Genomic DNA, 2996 nt, shown 5'->3' on the forward strand with positions numbered 1-2996 from the left:
GCCGTCGATGCGCACATCGCCGTCGTAGTGCACCTGGCCGCCCGCCGTGCACACCTGCACGTCGATGCGGGAGCGGGTGTTGACGTTGTAGACCCGCACGGTGGTGGTCTGGCCTTCGCGGTCTGCTGGGACCAGCCCCTGCTCGATGGCAAAGGGCCCCACACCGGCCAGCATGTTGCCGCAGTTGGGGCGTGTGTCCACGCGGGCCTCCTGCACGCTGACCTGGGCAAACAGGTAGTCCACATCGCAGTCGGGCTGCGTGGAGCGCGAGACGATGGCGACCTTGCTGGTCAGCGAGTTGCCGCCGCCCAGGCCGTCGATCTGCAGCTCATGGGGCGATCCCAGGGCCGCAATCAGCGTGCGGTCGCGGGCTTCGGGGTCGCGCGGCAGCCAGTCGGCCAGGAAGAACGGCCCCCGGGAAGTGCCGCCACGCATCAGAACGCAAGGAATGTTGGTGCTCATGGGTCGGCATGGTGCGACGCCTTCGATGATCTGTGAATTGCATTGTTGGCAACGATTGATGCATGCTGTGCAATAGGCTAACGCGGCTTGTACATGCTCCAATCACGGCCGTGAATTGCAATGTTCTGATCGTTTGATGCACGGCTTGCAACGCTGATAACACCCCGAAGCGCACTGGAAGGACGCCGCGATGAACAACAAATTCGACCTTGCCGACATCCAGGCCTTTGCGGCCGTGGCCGAGCTGCAGAGCTTTCGTGCGGCCGCCGAGGCCATTCACCTGTCGCAGCCCGCTTTCAGCCGCCGCATCGACAAGCTCGAAGAAGCCCTGGGTGTGCGCCTGCTCGACCGCACCACGCGCCGCGTCACGCTCACGGCCGTAGGTCGCGACTTTGCGCGCAAGACCCGCGTGTGGCTGGACGACCTGGACGGCATGCTCATGGGCCTGGGCGATGTGGCCGCGCGGCGCATGGGCGAGGTCACGATTGCCTGCGTGCCGTCGGCCGTGTATTACTTCCTGCCTCAGGTGGTCAAGCGCTACCACGAGCGGTTTCCGAAGATCCGCGTCAAGGTGCACGACGCCAGCGCCAACGAGGTGCTGGTGGCCGTGGCGCAGGGCGATGCGGACTTCGGCCTGAACTTCATCGGCAGCCAGGAGGCCGAGATCGAGTTCAAACCCGTGCTGGCCGAGCGTTTTGTGGCCGCCTGCCGGCGCGACCATGTGCTGGCGCGCCGCAAGAAGGTGACCTGGGCCGAGCTGGGCCAGCACGACTTCATGTCGGTGGGCAAGACCTCCGGCAACCGCCTGCTCATGGACCTGGCACTGGCCAACGTGCCCGACCGGCCGCAGTGCCTGTACGAGGCCAAGCACGTGACCACGCTGCTCGGGCTGGTCGAGGCGGGCCTGGGCGTGGCGGCCGTGCCCAGCCTGGCCATGCCGGGCAAGGACCACCCCACGCTGGTCAGTATTCCGCTGGTAGAGCCCATCGTCACGCGGCAGATGGGGCTGATCAAGCGCCGGGGCAAAACCCTGTCGCCTGCCGCGCAGCAGTTGTATGACCTGCTCGTGGCTACGCGTTCTGCGCGCCCGCGCAGTGCCCCGGCGGCATCAAAAATACAATCGGGGCAATGACTTCCCCTACCAAACAGCGCGTTGTCGTCGGCCTTTCCGGCGGCGTGGACTCGGCCGTGACCGCCTACCTGCTCAAAAAGCAGGGCCATGAGGTGGTCGGCATCTTCATGAAAAACTGGGAAGACGATGACGACAGCGAGTACTGCTCGTCCAACATCGACTTCGTGGATGCCGCCGCTGTGGCCGATGTGATCGGCATCGAGATCGAGCATGTGAACTTCGCGGCCGACTACAAGGACCGGGTGTTTGCCGAGTTCCTGCGCGAGTACCAGGCCGGCCGCACACCCAACCCCGATGTGCTGTGCAACGCCGAGATCAAGTTCAAGGCCTTCCTGGACCACGCGATGCGCCTGGGGGCGGAGAAGATCGCCACCGGCCACTATGCCCGCGTGCGGCACAACCTGGCCACGGGCCTGCACGAACTGCTCAAGGGCCTGGACCCGAGCAAGGACCAGAGCTACTTTCTGCACCGCCTGAACCAGGCGCAGCTGTCCAAGACCCTTTTCCCCGTGGGTGAGCTGCACAAGACCGAAGTGCGCCGCATTGCCGAGGAGATCGGCCTGCCGAACGCCAAGAAGAAGGATTCCACCGGCATCTGCTTCATCGGTGAGCGGCCCTTCCGCGAGTTTCTGAACCGCTACATCAGCCATGCGCCCGGGCCCATTCTGGACGACCGGGGACGCAAGCTGGGCCAGCATGTGGGCCTGAGTTTCTACACGCTGGGCCAGCGCCAGGGCCTGGGCATTGGGGGCGTGAAGGAAAAAGGCGCCCAGCGCGGTGGCGGCGCGCACGAGCCCTGGTTCGTGGCCCGCAAGGACCTGGAGAAAAACACGCTGCGGGTGGTGCAAGGTCACGACCACCCCTGGCTGTTGTCGCACCGCCTGGTGGCGCAGGACGTGAGCTGGTGCGCTGGCCAAGCCCCGGCGCCCGGCGCCTATGCCGCCAAGACGCGCTACCGCCAGCAGGACGCAGCGTGCGCGCTGGAGACCGTGCCGGACGGCTTTGCGCTGCAGTTCCCGGACGCTCAGTGGGCCGTGACGCCCGGGCAGAGCGCGGTGCTGTACGACGGTGATGTCTGCCTGGGCGGTGGCGTGATTGCTGCCGTGGAGGGGCTGCCGCAGCCCACCGGCCATGCGCCGGCGGTGCAGCCAGCCATGGCCCGTTGATGCTTCAAAATTGATAGCTGTCAGGGCAATGGAATCTAGCGCTTGCGCCTGATTTGTCTTGAAACTCTCTTTCCAGATGCAAAAAAGCCGGGGCGGTGATCGCTCCGGCTTTTTTGTGGGGCGGTGCCCTGGTGTGTCAGTCGTCGTTCGTGGCGAGGCTGATCAGGATGCGCAGCACGTACCAGAGCATGAGCGCAATCGATGCGAACAGGTGCAGCGCTGCGCCGGCGGGGCGG

Annotated in this window: 3 protein-coding genes; 2 read left to right on the forward strand and 1 reads right to left on the reverse strand. The window is 65.5% G+C overall.

Annotation, left to right across the window (positions count from 1 at the left end; genetic code table 11):
• Positions 1-462: PrpF domain-containing protein (locus tag DBR23_RS23545; RefSeq protein WP_304466236.1), on the reverse strand; the 462-nt coding region annotated here is incomplete at its 3' end.
• A 190-nt stretch (positions 463-652) separates the two neighbouring features.
• Here DBR23_RS23545 and DBR23_RS23550 point away from each other — a divergent pair.
• Positions 653-1594, forward strand: coding sequence for a LysR family transcriptional regulator (locus DBR23_RS23550; RefSeq protein WP_108499773.1), 942 nt, complete (start codon positions 653-655; stop codon positions 1592-1594).
• A complete protein-coding gene (gene mnmA / locus DBR23_RS23555; protein WP_056056683.1) occupies positions 1591-2760 on the forward strand; it encodes a tRNA 2-thiouridine(34) synthase MnmA in 1170 nt (389 codons plus the stop codon). The genes DBR23_RS23550 and mnmA overlap by 4 nt, the downstream gene beginning before the upstream one ends.
• Positions 2761-2996 lie beyond the last annotated feature (236 nt).

Source organism: Acidovorax sp. HMWF018, from assembly GCF_003061035.1.
GTDB classification, from domain to species: Bacteria; Pseudomonadota; Gammaproteobacteria; order Burkholderiales; family Burkholderiaceae_C; genus Acidovorax; species Acidovorax delafieldii.